The organism is Sphingopyxis sp. (genome assembly GCF_016704835.1).
In the GTDB taxonomy this organism is placed as follows: domain Bacteria; phylum Pseudomonadota; class Alphaproteobacteria; order Sphingomonadales; family Sphingomonadaceae; genus Sphingopyxis.
In genome coordinates this window covers 107,048-118,992 of the sequence record NZ_JADIZJ010000022.1, presented here as the reverse complement: position 1 = coordinate 118,992, position 11,945 = coordinate 107,048, and the positions used below count along the sequence as shown (strand labels likewise).

General features: G+C 66.3%; 14 protein-coding genes. 7 read left to right on the top strand and 7 right to left on the bottom strand.

All coding sequences use genetic code 11. The annotated features are described in order from the left end of the window. Positions 1–75: 75 nt before the first annotated feature. On the bottom strand, positions 76–1,212 hold the full coding sequence (locus IPF76_RS20515) for a penicillin-binding protein activator (protein WP_293847555.1): 1,137 nt from the start codon (positions 1,210–1,212) through the stop codon (positions 76–78). Between the two features lie 61 nt (positions 1,213–1,273). Here IPF76_RS20515 and rsmI point away from each other — a divergent pair, with 61 nt between their 5' ends. From rsmI to IPF76_RS20495, 4 genes are read left to right on the top strand one after another with little or no spacing between them, the layout of a single operon-like run. Beyond that, positions 1,274–2,134, top strand: coding sequence for a 16S rRNA (cytidine(1402)-2'-O)-methyltransferase (gene rsmI / locus IPF76_RS20510; RefSeq protein ID WP_293847528.1), 861 nt, complete (start codon positions 1,274–1,276; stop codon positions 2,132–2,134). Then, positions 2,131–2,475 carry a YraN family protein gene (locus IPF76_RS20505; RefSeq protein ID WP_293847527.1) on the top strand — a complete coding sequence of 115 codons (345 nt, stop codon included), beginning with the start codon at positions 2,131–2,133 and terminating at the stop codon, positions 2,473–2,475. Before rsmI ends, IPF76_RS20505 begins: the two co-directional genes overlap by 4 nt. A gap of 10 nt (positions 2,476–2,485) precedes the next feature. Continuing rightward, entirely contained in the window at positions 2,486–3,436 is a 951-nt protein-coding gene (gene gshB, locus IPF76_RS20500; RefSeq protein WP_293847526.1) for a glutathione synthase, read from the top strand. Positions 3,437–3,461: 25 nt separating this feature from the next. After that, on the top strand, positions 3,462–4,067 hold the full coding sequence (locus tag IPF76_RS20495; protein ID WP_293847525.1) for a DedA family protein: 606 nt from the start codon (positions 3,462–3,464) through the stop codon (positions 4,065–4,067). Between the two features lie 97 nt (positions 4,068–4,164). Here the strand turns inward: IPF76_RS20495 and IPF76_RS20490 are convergent, their stop codons facing one another. From IPF76_RS20490 to rph, 4 genes are all read right to left on the bottom strand, one after another. Further along, positions 4,165–5,055, bottom strand: a complete 891-nt coding sequence (locus tag IPF76_RS20490; protein WP_293847524.1) for a tyrosine recombinase XerC — start codon at positions 5,053–5,055, stop codon at positions 4,165–4,167. Between the two features lie 104 nt (positions 5,056–5,159). Then, positions 5,160–6,341, bottom strand: a complete 1,182-nt coding sequence (gene hemW, locus IPF76_RS20485; RefSeq protein ID WP_293847554.1) for a radical SAM family heme chaperone HemW — start codon at positions 6,339–6,341, stop codon at positions 5,160–5,162. A 63-nt stretch (positions 6,342–6,404) separates the two neighbouring features. Continuing rightward, positions 6,405–7,031, bottom strand: coding sequence for an RdgB/HAM1 family non-canonical purine NTP pyrophosphatase (gene rdgB / locus IPF76_RS20480; RefSeq protein ID WP_293847523.1), 627 nt, complete (start codon positions 7,029–7,031; stop codon positions 6,405–6,407). Between the two features lie 90 nt (positions 7,032–7,121). Then, positions 7,122–7,841: a ribonuclease PH gene (rph, locus tag IPF76_RS20475; RefSeq protein WP_293847522.1), complete on the bottom strand. Its 720-nt coding sequence runs from the start codon at positions 7,839–7,841 to the stop codon at positions 7,122–7,124. A 126-nt stretch (positions 7,842–7,967) separates the two neighbouring features. Here rph and hrcA point away from each other — a divergent pair, with 126 nt between their 5' ends. Continuing rightward, positions 7,968–9,011 carry a heat-inducible transcriptional repressor HrcA gene (hrcA, locus tag IPF76_RS20470; RefSeq protein ID WP_293847521.1) on the top strand — a complete coding sequence of 348 codons (1,044 nt, stop codon included), beginning with the start codon at positions 7,968–7,970 and terminating at the stop codon, positions 9,009–9,011. Positions 9,012–9,015: 4 nt separating this feature from the next. Further along, positions 9,016–9,573 (top strand): nucleotide exchange factor GrpE, encoded by a 558-nt coding sequence (gene grpE, locus IPF76_RS20465; protein ID WP_293847520.1) that lies wholly within the window; start codon positions 9,016–9,018, stop codon positions 9,571–9,573. A gap of 42 nt (positions 9,574–9,615) precedes the next feature. On the opposite strand, the gene def is transcribed toward grpE, so the two are convergent. Together def and recR are read right to left on the bottom strand one after the other, a co-directional pair. Then, positions 9,616–10,149 (bottom strand): peptide deformylase, encoded by a 534-nt coding sequence (def, locus tag IPF76_RS20460; protein ID WP_293847519.1) that lies wholly within the window; start codon positions 10,147–10,149, stop codon positions 9,616–9,618. Between the two features lie 32 nt (positions 10,150–10,181). Beyond that, on the bottom strand, positions 10,182–10,778 hold the full coding sequence (gene recR, locus IPF76_RS20455) for a recombination mediator RecR (protein WP_293847518.1): 597 nt from the start codon (positions 10,776–10,778) through the stop codon (positions 10,182–10,184). Between the two features lie 143 nt (positions 10,779–10,921). On the opposite strand from recR, the gene fmt reads away from it, so the two are divergent. Beyond that, positions 10,922–11,842 (top strand): methionyl-tRNA formyltransferase, encoded by a 921-nt coding sequence (gene fmt, locus IPF76_RS20450; RefSeq protein ID WP_293847517.1) that lies wholly within the window; start codon positions 10,922–10,924, stop codon positions 11,840–11,842. The last annotated feature ends 103 nt before the right edge of the window (positions 11,843–11,945 follow it).

Genomic DNA, 11,945 nt, shown 5'->3' with positions numbered 1-11,945 from the left:
CGGGCGTGCCGTAAAGGCCGCGCGTGGCAAGAAGGTGACGCTTTTCGACCGACTGTGGCGGTCAGGCCACGCCGATCACCATTTTGTCGGTGCGGGATCGACGACGCGGAACCCCCCCGCGCCGATCTCGCTGACCTCGAGCGCGCGCTGGGCAATGCCGCGACTGTTGAAACGGAAAATACCGTCGATACCGCCGAAGCCGTCGGCTGAAAGCAGCTTGTTCACCGGAAAGCTGGTCCCCGGTTTCCAGTCGCGCGCGATGCGGACCGTCAGCAGCACCGAGTCATACCCCAGACTTGCCAGCCGGTACGGCGCCTTGCCAAAGCGTGTGCGATATTTTCCGGCGAGTTGGCCATAGAGGCCGTCGGAAACGCTGGCGAACCACGAGCCGCGCATCACTGCGCTGGTGCCCAGCGACGCATCGGTGTTCCACAGTTCGGTACCCATAATCTGGCGCTGGCCGGCGCCCTTGATCACCGGGACCGCACGGATTGCATTGCCGCCGCTGTCGGCGATCAGCACCGCGTCAATCGCGCCGGCATTGGCGATCCGCCGCGCTGCTCCGGTCAGCGCGGTCGCGCTGCGGTCATAGCTTTCGACCGCGACCAGCGTCCCGCCCGCCGCGCTCACCGCGGCGCGAAAGGCGGCAGCCGAACGGTCGCCATAGACATTCTTCGGCACCAGCGCGCCAAAGCGCTGATGCCCCTTGCCGCGCGCAAAGGCGACGACGCGCTCCACCGACTGGCCGGGGACAAAGCCCATGATGAAGACGCCATTACCGGCGACGCTGCTGTCGTTTGAAAAACTGAGGACCGGCACCTTCGCATCGCGCGCGATCGGCGCAACTTGCGCGACGTCTTCGCTGAGCAGCGGGCCGAGAATCAGCCGGTTGCCGTCAGCGACCGCCTGCTGCGCCGCCGCCGCCGCGCCGAGCGCGGTGTCATAAGTGGTGATGCGGACGCGTTCGGTACGCGAATCGAGCAAGGCCAGCGTGGTCGCATTGGCGATCGCCATGCCGACGTCGGCGTTCGGGCCGGTCTGCGGCACCAGTAACGCGACGCGGTGGCGATCGGTATCGGTTGGCAGGCCGGGACCGACATTGTCGGTCGGGGTTTCGGGCGGCGGCGGCGCGGCCGGACCAGCGGTCTTGGGCACGACCTGACATGCGGCAAGCAGGCCGGCCATCGCCACGGCGCCGAGTCCGCGCAGCATTTGCCGCCGCGGCGATGCATATGCTTGGCGCTCGGCAGCAGTTTCTGCCATTTTCGGCGTCATGCCAGATTCGACCATCTCAAATTCTCCCTTGCCCGGTCTCTATATCGTCGCGACCCCCATCGGCAACCTCGGCGACATCACCGCACGCGCCGGGGCGATGCTGGCGCGCGCCGACCTGATCGCGGCCGAGGATACGCGCGTCACCGCCAAGCTCTTGTCGCATCTGGGTTTGCGGGTGCCGATGACCCCCTATCACGATCACAGCGACGAACGGACGCGTGCGGCGCTGGTGGCGCGGATGGCCGAAGAGGTGGTCGTTTTGGTGTCGGACGCGGGAACCCCGCTGATTTCGGACCCGGGGTACAAATTGGTCCGCGATGCCCGCGCGGCCGGGCGGCACATCGCTACCCTGCCCGGCCCATGCGCTGCGATCGCCGCGATCACCCTGTCGGGGCTGCCGAGCGACCGGTTCCTGTTCGCGGGATTTCTGCCGTCAAAGGCCAAGGCGCGCGCCGACACGCTCGCCGAATTCGCCGGGCTGCGCGCGACCTTGGTGTTTTACGAAAGCGGCCCGCGCCTCGCCTCTGCCCTCGCCGCGATGGCCGCAGGGCTCGGCGACCGCGAGGCCGCGGTCGCGCGCGAGATCAGCAAGATGTTCGAGGAATGCGTAACCGGCACCTTGAGCGAACTCGCTGCGCGCTACGCCGACGCGCCGCCGAAGGGCGAGATCGTCGTCGTCGTCGGCCCGCCGGGCGCAGCCGCGCTCGAACAGGCCGACGATGCGACGCTCGCCGCGGCGCTGCGCGACGCGATGGCCGACAAACCGGTCGCGCAGGCAGCGAAAGCGGTCGCCAAACGCTTCGGGCTCGATCGCCATGACGTCTATGCCCGCGCGCTCGCGCTGAAGGATGCTGATTGAAGCGCGCCGAGGCACCCGGGCGCAAGATCGAGCGCCGCGCGGCCTGGGCGCTGCGGCTGCACGGCTGGCGCATCCTCGGCAAGCGGCTGCGCGCGGCGGCGGGCGAGGTCGATCTGGTCGCGTGCCGCGGCCGCATCGCCGCATTCACCGCGGTGAAATGGCGCAAGCGTTCGGAAGACCGTGACCTTGCCATCGATCACTTTCGCCGACGCTGCGTCGCCGCGGCGGCTAAAATGCTCGCCCCACGCTTCGCGCGGCCGCACGACAACATCCGCATTGACGCGATGCGTCTTGCGCCCGGGCGCCCGCCACGCCATCTGGTCCACGTCTGGCAACCCTGAGGAATATCGAATGACCCTGCGCGCCGCAGTGCAAATGGACCCGATGGACGGTATCAACATCGGAGGCGACAGCAGCTTCGCCCTGATGCTGAAGGCGCTCGAACGCGGCTACACCCTCTATCATTACGACGTCCGCGGGCTCACCTGGGAGGCGGGGAGGCTGACGACCAAAGCGCACCGTGTGCTGGACGTGAAGCGCGAGGCCGACGCACATTACAGCTTCGGCGATCAGGTCACGCTCGACCTCGGCCGCGACGTCGATGTCGTGCTGATGCGGCAGGATCCGCCCTTCGATCTCGGTTACCTCACCGGCACCTGGCTGCTCGAACGGATCGCCGCCGAAACGCTGGTGGTCAACGACCCCGTCTCGGTTCGCAATGCGCCCGAAAAAGTCTTCGTGCTCGATTTCCCCGAATATATGCCGCCGACGATGGTCACCCGCGATCTCGACGCAGTGAAGGATTTTCAGGCCCGCTATGGCGCCGTGGTGATCAAGCCGCTGCACGGCAATGGCGGCAAGGCGGTGTTTCGCATCGACGCCGACGGCAGCAACCTCGGCGCGCTCGTCGAACTGTTCGGACAGGTCTGGCCCGAACCCTTCATGGTTCAGCAGTTCCTGCCCAGCGTTTCGCAGGGCGATAAGCGCATTGTGCTGATCGACGGCGAAGTCGCGGGCGCGATCAACCGCAAGCCCGGCGAAGGCGAATTCCGCTCCAACCTCGCAGTCGGAGGTTTTGCCGAAGCCACGACGCTGACCCCGCGCGAACAGGAGATCTGCGCCGCGCTCGGCCCCGCGCTCAAGGAACGCGGACTGGTGTTCGTCGGCATCGACGTCATCGGCGGCGAATGGCTGACCGAAATCAACGTCACCTCGCCCACCGGCATCGTCGCGATCGACCGGTTCAACAACAGCGACACGGCGGGCATGATTTGGGACGCGATCGTCCGACGGATCGGTTGACGCCCTCTGTGCGTTACCCCGCGTCATGACCGATTTCATCCTGAACCTGATCCAGAGCTGGGGCTATGTGGGGATCTTCATCCTCATGGTCCTCGAGAATATTTTCCCGCCGATCCCGTCCGAAGTCATCATGGGGCTTGGCGGCATTGCCGTCGCCAAGGGCCATTTCGATTTCTGGACCCTCGTGGCGGTCGCTGTCGCGGGGACAACCGCCGGTAATTGGGTGTGGTACGGCATCGGGCGCTGGATCGGCTATCATCGTCTCAAACCCTTCATCGACCGGCACGGCCGCTGGCTGACGCTCGACTGGGCCGAGGTCGAGCGGCTGCACAACTGGTTCTTGAAATATGGTCCGGGCATCGTCTTTGCTGCGCGCTTCATGCCGGTGGCGCGCACGATGGTGTCGCTCCCCGCGGGCATGGTGAAGATGAACCAGGCCAAATTCCTGCTCTGGACCGCAGCAGGATCGACGATCTGGATCACTGCGCTGGCAGGGGCGGGCAACTGGTTCGGCGGCAAATTCGCCAATATGGATGCGTTCGTCGGCCCCGTGGCGCTGGTCGCGATCGGGTCGCTGGTGCTCCTTTATCTCTATCGCGTCGTGACGTGGAAGCCGAAGCGGGCTGACTAGAATTTTCTCGTCATTGCGAGGAGCGAAGCGATGCAGCAATCGAGAGTCTGCGTAAACCGCTCTGGGTCACTTCGCTCGCAATGACGGCTGGGATTGATCAGGCCCGCGGGTGGGCGCTGCGGTAAATGTCGAGCAGATGCGCCGCATCGACCGCGGTGTAAATCTGCGTCGACGCCAGGCTCGCATGGCCGAGCAGTTCCTGCAAACTTCGCAAATCGGCGCCGCCCGCCAGCAGGTGCGTCGCGAAACTGTGGCGCAGCGCATGCGGCGTGGTGCGTTCGGACAGCCCCAGCGCGCGCCGCGCCGTTCGGACGCTGGCGCGCACGACGCCGGGCGCCAGCGGCCCGCCGCGCGCCCCCAGGAACAGCGGCGCATCCCTGGCGATCGGATAGGGACAGGCATCGACATAGCGCGTCACTGCCGCCGCCACGGCAGGCAGGATCGGCACGACGCGCGTCTTGTTCCGCTTGCCGGTGACGCGCAGCGTCACGCCCAGCGGCAGCGCCGCGCCGGTCAGCCCCAGCGCCTCGCCGATACGCAGCCCCGCGCCGTAAAGCAGCAACAGCAGCGCAAAATCGCGCGCGCCGGTCCATCCCTGCCGCGCATTGTCCTCGACATCCTGCGCCAGCGCGAGCGCCTCGGTGGGCGAGACAGGCCGCGGCAGCCCCTTCTTGACCCGCGGCGCGCGGAGCGGAGGGACGCTGGCGCCCGAGCCGCCGACGAAGCGCAGGAAGCCGCGCAACGCCGACAACTCGCGCGCGGCAGAGGCATTGCCGAGGCCGTCGGCGCGGCGATCGGCAAGATAGGCGCGCAGGTCGTTCGGGGTCAGTTTGGCCAGCATCGGGCCATCGACCGCGCCGCCGCGATGCTGCGACAGGAAGGCGCAAAAACGCTCGGCGGTCGCGATATAGGCGCGGCGCGTGTGCTCTGACCGGCGTTTTTCATGCGCCAGATGGGCATCCCAGTCTCGGATCAGATCGAGGCTCACTCAAAATCCCGTTCGTGCTGAGCTTGGCGAAGCCCTGTTCTTCTCGCCACGGTGCAGGAAAAACGGTCTTTCGACAAGCTCAGGACAGTTGAGGCATGCGTAGCTTAACCCGTCCGCACCACCTCGGAAAGGATCGAGTCGAGGAGCAATATGCCGTCGTCGGTCACCCTCAGCCGGTCGCGCTCCTGCGCCATCAGTCCTTGCTCGACCAACCGCGCCACCGCATCACCATCGACGAACGCCGCGCGCGCCAGCTCGCTGCGCATCTCGATCCGCGCCAGATCGATCCCTTCTCGCAGCCGCAGCCCCATCAGCATCGCCTCGGTTGCGCGCTCGTGCGCGGGCAGGTCGCTCTCGACCTTCAGCCCATGCCCATTGCGTTCGACCGCGGCGATGAAATTCTCGGGCTTCTTGTGCCGTTCGGTCGCCTGCCCGAGCCGCCGCCCATGCGCGCCGGGGCCGACGCCGGCATAATCGGCGTAGCGCCAGTAGGCGAGGTTGTGGCGGCTCTCGTGCCCGATCCGCGCATGGTTCGACACCTCGTAGCGCGGTAGGCCCGCAGCACATGTCATTGCCTGCGTCGCGTCAAACAGGTCAGCGGCGGCATCGCCGTCGGGGATCGTCAGCTCGCCCTTCGCCGCCAGCGTGGCAAAGCGCGTGCCGGGCTCGATCGTGAGTTGGTAGAGCGAGAGATGATCGGTGCCGAACGCGAGCGCGCCCGCCAGCTCGGTTGTCCACGCCGCCATCGTCTGGCCGGGGCGCGCATAGATCAGGTCGAAACTGACGCGTGCAAAATGTTCCTGTGCGGTAGCAATGGCGCGGCGTGCCTCGTCTTCGCTGTGCGCTCGCCCCAAAAATTCAAGCACTTCGGCATCGAAGCTCTGAACCCCGATCGACACGCGATTGACCCCGGCGGCGGCGAGATCGGCGAAATTGGCGACCTCGACCGAGTTCGGGTTGGCCTCCAGCGTGATCTCGACGTCATCGGTCAAGCCCCACTCGGTCTCGGCAGCCGCGATCACCGCGGCGACGGTCGCGGGCGGCATCAGGCTGGGCGTCCCCCCACCGAAAAAGATCGAAGCGACGGCCCGGCCAGGCAGCAACCCCGCCTCGTGCCGCAAATCAGCCAGCAAGGCATCGCGCCACGCCGTCTGATCGACGCGGTCGCGGACATGGCTGTTGAAGTCGCAATAGGGGCATTTCGACACGCAAAACGGCCAATGGACGTAAAGCGCCAGCGGTTCAGGGCTCCCCACCTGCTGGCGGAACGGGACGCGGGACGGCATGTCTCGTAGTTCGGTGGTGGCCACAGGCCCCTCCCCTCGGCCCTCCCGCCAGCGGGAGGGGAATTAAAAAGCTTCCGCCACCAGCTTTGCAAAGGCATCGGCGCGGTGGCTGATCGCATGCTTCTCAGCCGGTTCAATTTCAGCATAAGTCAATGACTTGCCAACTGGCACGAACACCGGATCATAACCGAAACCGAGCATCCCGCGCGGCGGCCAGGTGAGGCTGCCTTGCGCCCTCCCCTCGAACACCTCGGCATGACCGTCAGGCCAGGCGAGCGCGAGGGTGCAGACGAAGCAGGCGCTGCGGTCGACGTCCGGCCCCTGCTCGGCGAGCAGTCCTTCGACTTTGCCCATCGCCATATACCAGTCGCGGCCGGGCGGGCCTTCAAACGCTTGCCGTTCGGCCCAGTCGGCGGTGTAAACCCCCGGGCGCCCGCCGAGCGCGGCAACCTCCAGCCCGCTGTCGTCGGCGAGTGCGGGCAGCCCCGCCGCCGCCGCGCTGGCATGCGCTTTAAGCAGCGCATTGTCGCGGAACGTCGTTCCCGTCTCCGCGGGCTCGGGCAGGCCGAGGTCGGCGGCCGACACCGGATCGATCCCGAATGGTTCGAGCAACGCCCGAATCTCGCGCACCTTGCCCGCATTGTGGCTGGCGATGACGAGTTTGCCGGGGGTGAGTTTTCGATGCGACATAACCTGCCCTGTCATTCGTCATGCCGGACCTGATCCGGCATCCAGCCCTTCACCGCCAAAGAACCCCGGATCAGGTCCGGGGTGACGACGTTATTGCCGCCCCGTCGCCTTGTCCTGTGCCGCGAAAATCTCGCCGCAGCCGATCCGCGCCAGCCGCAGCAATCGCAGCAACCCTTCCTCGTCATAGGTCGCGCCCTCGGCGCTCGCCTGGACTTCGACGATCTGGCCGCGACCGGTCAGCACGAAATTGCCATCGGCTTCGGCGACCGAATCCTCGTCATAATCGAGGTCGAGTACCGGGGTGCCATTGTAGATACCGCACGAAATCGCGCCGACCTTGTCCGAGATCGGATCCTCGGCGATCGTCTTTGCCGCGAGCAGCGTGTCTACCGCGAGGCGCAGCGCGACCCATGCGCCCGTAATCGATGCCGTGCGGGTACCGCCATCGGCCTGGATGACGTCGCAATCGATGACGATCTGGCGCTCTCCCAGCTTTTTCATGTCTACCACAGCGCGCAAGCTACGCCCGATAAGCCGCTGAATTTCCTGCGTCCGCCCCGACTGCTTGCCCTTTGCCGCTTCGCGGCTGCCGCGGGTGTGCGTCGCGCGGGGCAGCATGCCATATTCGGCGGTGACCCATCCCTGCCCCTTGCCGCGCAGGAACGGCGGCACCTTTTCATCGACGCTGGCGGTCACCAGCACCTTGGTGTTGCCAAAGCTGACCAGCACGCTGCCCTCGGCGTGGATGGTGAAGGCGGTTTCGATCGCGATCGGACGCATCTGATCGGGGGCGCGGCCGGATGGGCGCATGGGGAATTCTCCTGTGATTGTGTGCGGCGCGCTTAGCGGTGAAGCGCAGCAAGCGCAAATCATCCTCTCCGATGGGAGAGGGCTCCGGCGCTTGCCCCCACGCCTCCGCGTCCCTAGATCCCCTCTATGACCACCGCGCCGATCACCGAACTCACCACGCGCGCCCGCGACGTGTTCCGGCTGGTCGTCGACGCTTATCTCGAAACAGGGCAACCGATTGGCTCGCGCACATTGTCGAAACTCGCGGCGCTCAACCTCTCCCCTGCCTCGATCCGTAACGTCATGCAGGATCTGGAGGAATTCGGCCTGCTCGCCAGTCCGCACACCAGCGCAGGACGCCTGCCGACCGAACAGGGTCTGCGCCTCTTCGTCGACGGCATGATGCAGGTCGCCGAACCGAGCGCCGAGGACCGCGCGCAGATCGAGGCGAGTCTGTCCGACGCCGGTCCGATCGAAAGCGCGCTGGCGCAGGCGACCTCGGCGTTGTCGGGACTGTCGGCGTGCGCCGGGCTGGTCCTCGTCCCCAAGCACGAGCGCATCCTGAAACAGGTCGCCTTCGTCCCGCTGTCCGACGCGCAGGCGCTTGTCGTGCTCGTCGCGGGCGATGGTGCGGTCGAGAACCGCGTCATCGACACCCCGCCCGGGCTCGACCCGTCGGCGCTGGTCGAGGCGGGCAATTACATCAGCGCGATGCTGGCGGGCCTGACGCTCACCGAAGCGATGGCGCGGGTGCGACATGAGATCGAGGCCGAGCGGATTGCGATCGACCGCGCCGCGCAGGATCTGGTCAGCCGCGGGCTCGCGATCTGGTCGTCCGACGGCGCCGACCGCCCGGTGCTGATCGTGCGCGGCCAGGCCAATCTGCTCGACGACAGCGCGGTCGGCGACCTCGACCGTGTCCGGCAATTGCTCGACGAACTCGAAACCAAACAGGACATCGCGCAATTGCTCGACAGCGCCCGCGACGGCAGCGCGACCCGTATTTTTATCGGGTCGGAGAATAAATTATTCTCGCTTTCGGGCTCTTCCGTGATAGCGGCGCCCTATCGCGGATCGGACGGGCGCGTGGTCGGCGTGGTCGGGGTTATCGGCCCCACCCGCTTGAACTATGCCCGCATCGTTCCCATGGTGGATTTCACCGCACAATCACTCTCCAGACTGATACGATAGGTTTATGACGAACATCGAAAATGACACCCCGGTCGACGACAGCGCGACCCCCGAAACCGACGCCCCCGAAGTAGCGGCTCCCGAGCAGGGCGAAAATGACGAACTGGCCAAGCTGAGCGAACAGCTCGCCGCAGTACAGCAAGACCTGCTCTACGCGCGCGCCGAGACGCAGAATCTGGGTCGCCGCAAGGAAAAGGAAATTGCCGACGCGCACGCCTATGCCGCGACCAAATTTGCGCGCGATATCCTGTCGGTCGCCGACAATCTCGGCCGCGCGCTCGCGGCGCTCAGCGACGAACAGCGCGCATCGGACGCGATCAAGCCGCTGATCACCGGCCTCGAAGCCACCGAGCGCGAATTGCTCAGTGTCTTCGAACGCAATGGCATCACCCGCATCGCCGCGATCGGCCTGCCGCTCGACCCCAACCAGCACCAGGCGATGCTGGAAATTCCGAGCAGCGACGCCGCACCCGGCACGATCGTGCAGGAAATGCAGGCAGGTTATATGATGAAAGACCGGTTGCTGCGTCCCGCGATGGTCGCGGTGGCAAAGGCGGGGTAAAGCCGCTCTCCCCTCCCCCTTGCGGGGAGGGGCTTCAGCCGGTCACGCCGCTTTGCGCATCTTAATCAGCTTCTTCAGCACCATCTCGCGCTTCAGCCGCGACAGATGGTCGATGAAGAGAATGCCTTCCAGATGGTCGTGCTCGTGCTGGATACACGTCGCCATCAGGCCGGTCATGCGCTGCTGATGATGCTTGCCGTCCTCGTCCTGCCAATCGACGGTAACCTCGGCGGGGCGCGTCACATCGGCATATTGTTCGGGAACCGACAGGCAGCCTTCCGAATAGACGCTGTGCTCCTCGCTCTCGTCGGAGAACATGGGGTTGATGAACACGCGCGGCTCGCGGATCACCTTTTTGCCCTCCTCATCCTCGGGATCGGGTTCCTGCAGGTCGATCACCAGGATGCGTTTCGCCACCCCGACCTGAATCGCCGCCAGCCCGATGCCGGGCGCGTCGTACATCGTCTCGAACATGTCGGCGACCAGCTGCTTCAGCTCGGCATCGAAGGTTTCGACGGGCTTCGAAATGACGCGCAGCCGGGGATCCGGGGTCTCTATGATGGGAAGTAAGGCCATGGGGGCTCAGGTATGAATTCGAACGCCCGCCGTCAACCCACCGGCCTTCTAGCCCGCAGCGCCTGCGCCAGCGTCCCCTCATCGAGATAATCGAGCTCGCCCCCCACCGGCAAACCATGCGCCAGCTGCGTCAGTCGCACCGGATACCCCTCCAGCCGCTCGGCGAGATAGTGCGCGGTCGTTTGCCCCTCCATCGTCGCGTTCATCGCCAGCACGACCTCGTCGATACCGCCCGCCGCGACGCGCGCGACCAGCGCGTCGATGGCCAGATCCTGCGGGCGGACGCCCTCCAGCGCCGACAATCGCCCGCCCAGAACATGATATTTGCCGGGAAACAGCCGCGACTTGTCGAGCGCCCACAGGTCCGACACCTCCTCGACCACGCACAGCGCGCGCGTATCGCGGCGCGGGTCGGCACAGATCGCGCAGGGGTCGCGGGTGTCGACATTGCCGCAAATGGTGCAGGTGACGAGCCGTTCGGACACCGTCTGCAGCGCCGCGAGCAGCGGCACAAAAGCGGACTCGCGTTTCTTCATCAAATGCAGCACCGCGCGCCGCGCCGACCGCGGGCCGAGCCCCGGCAGGCGGGCGAGTTGCTGGACAAGGGCTTCGATTTCGGTGGAGGCCATGCACAGCACCTATCGCGGCCCGCGCGGGCGCACAACAATCCTCTCCCGCTGCGACGAGTTACCAAGGTCGCGAGTCTCGCTACCCTCTCCCACGAGGGGAGAGGGGTTGAATGTCGCGCCGCGCTCCGCCAAAGCCCGCACCCATGCGTATCGCTTTCATGGGAACGCCGCCCTTTGCGGTGCCGACGCTCGCTGCGCTGCACGCTGCGGGGCACGACATCGCGGCGGTCTATACTCAGCCTGCGCGGCCGGCGCAGCGCGGCAAGAAAATCCAACAAAGCGCGGTAAACGATTGGGCCGAGACGCACGCCCTGCCCGTCCGCACTCCGAAAAGTCTGAAGGGCGCCGACGAACAGGCCGAGTTCGCCGCGCTCGACCTCGATATCGCGGTCGTCGCCGCCTACGGCCTGATCCTGCCGCCCGCGATCCTTGATGCGCCGCGCGAGGGATGCCTGAACGTCCATGGCTCGATCCTGCCGCGCTGGCGCGGTGCGGCGCCGGTGCAGCGTGCTATTCTTGCTGGCGATGCCGAGACCGGGGTGACGATCATGCAGATGGACGTCGGGCTCGACACCGGCGCGATGCGACTTGTCGAGCCGACCCCGATCGGCCGCAAGACTGCGGGCGTGCTCACCCACGAACTCGCCGAGATGGGCGCGTTGATGACGCGGCGGGTGCTGAGCGACCTCCACGCCTTCCCCCCGGTGCCGCAACCCGACGAAGGCGTCACCTATGCCGCCAAGATCGACAAGAGCGAGGCGCGGCTCGATTTTCTGGTCAGCGCGGTACAGGTCGAGCGGCAGATACGTGCATTCAATCCGATGCCGGGGGCGTTTTTCGAGCTGGAGGGCGAGCGGTACAAGATCTTGGCCGCCGAAGTCGTCCATCCGGGCGAGACGGTTGCGGGCGCCCTCCCCGGCACGACGCTCGACGATGCGCTGACCATCGCCTGCAACCCGGGCGCGATCCGCGCAACGCGGGTGCAGCGGGCGGGCAAGCCTGCAATGGAGGCGGGCGAATTGCTGCGCGGGCGAGGAATCGCAAAGGGCACGCGGCTCGTATGAAAAAGCCACCGATCATTGGTCACCCCGGACTTGAACCGGGGTCCATGACGACGGCGCTGGAATGGACCCCGGATCGAGTCCAGGGTGACGATAAGCGCGCAGA

Bases quoted from the DNA above. Each gene is read 5' to 3' on its own strand.
- rph (WP_293847522.1), bottom strand. From the start codon at position 7,841: ATGCGCCCATCCGGCCGCGCCCCCGATCAGATGCGTCCGATCGCGATC.
- rsmI (WP_293847528.1), top strand. From the start codon at position 1,274: ATGCCAGATTCGACCATCTCAAATTCTCCCTTGCCCGGTCTCTATATC.
- IPF76_RS20495 (WP_293847525.1), top strand. From the start codon at position 3,462: ATGACCGATTTCATCCTGAACCTGATCCAGAGCTGGGGCTATGTGGGG.
- def (WP_293847519.1), bottom strand. From the start codon at position 10,149: ATGGCCTTACTTCCCATCATAGAGACCCCGGATCCCCGGCTGCGCGTC.
- hemW (WP_293847554.1), bottom strand. From the start codon at position 6,341: ATGCCGTCCCGCGTCCCGTTCCGCCAGCAGGTGGGGAGCCCTGAACCG.
- hrcA (WP_293847521.1), top strand. From the start codon at position 7,968: ATGACCACCGCGCCGATCACCGAACTCACCACGCGCGCCCGCGACGTG.
- IPF76_RS20515 (WP_293847555.1), bottom strand. From the start codon at position 1,212: ATGCTGCGCGGACTCGGCGCCGTGGCGATGGCCGGCCTGCTTGCCGCA.
- fmt (WP_293847517.1), top strand. From the start codon at position 10,922: ATGCGTATCGCTTTCATGGGAACGCCGCCCTTTGCGGTGCCGACGCTC.
- grpE (WP_293847520.1), top strand. From the start codon at position 9,016: ATGACGAACATCGAAAATGACACCCCGGTCGACGACAGCGCGACCCCC.
- rdgB (WP_293847523.1), bottom strand. From the start codon at position 7,031: ATGTCGCATCGAAAACTCACCCCCGGCAAACTCGTCATCGCCAGCCAC.
- recR (WP_293847518.1), bottom strand. From the start codon at position 10,778: ATGGCCTCCACCGAAATCGAAGCCCTTGTCCAGCAACTCGCCCGCCTG.
- gshB (WP_293847526.1), top strand. From the start codon at position 2,486: ATGACCCTGCGCGCCGCAGTGCAAATGGACCCGATGGACGGTATCAAC.